Source organism: Sphingomonas sp. 10B4 (assembly GCF_035019905.1).
In the GTDB taxonomy this organism is placed as follows: domain Bacteria; phylum Pseudomonadota; class Alphaproteobacteria; order Sphingomonadales; family Sphingomonadaceae; genus Sphingomonas; species Sphingomonas glacialis.
Window position 1 is genome coordinate 1 of record NZ_JASJVC010000481.1, and the last position, 248, is coordinate 248.

1 protein-coding gene is annotated in these 248 nt (G+C 50.8%); it reads left to right on the top strand.

Annotated features, from left to right (window positions below; all coding sequences use genetic code 11):
- Positions 1–52 precede the first annotated feature (52 nt).
- Positions 53–248: transglutaminase N-terminal domain-containing protein (locus tag QN347_RS21090; RefSeq protein ID WP_416350921.1), on the top strand; the 196-nt coding region annotated here is incomplete at its 3' end.

Below are 248 nucleotides of genomic sequence, written 5' to 3' on the forward strand. Positions count from 1 at the left end.
GCGCACAATTTTTTAGTTACACCGGCGATCAGCAAACAAAGTCCCAAGCAGCATGAATACTTTAGTCGACAATAATAGTGCCCCAGTGCGCTACCGTGTAGTGCATGAGACCCGTTACACCTACCCAAGCCTGGTCACCTTATCTCAGCAGTTTTTGCACATGACACCGCGGGACTTTGCGTACCAACAGACAGAGTTCCATCAGATCGTGATGGACCCAGGCGAAGATGACGGGGTCGATGGTGTTG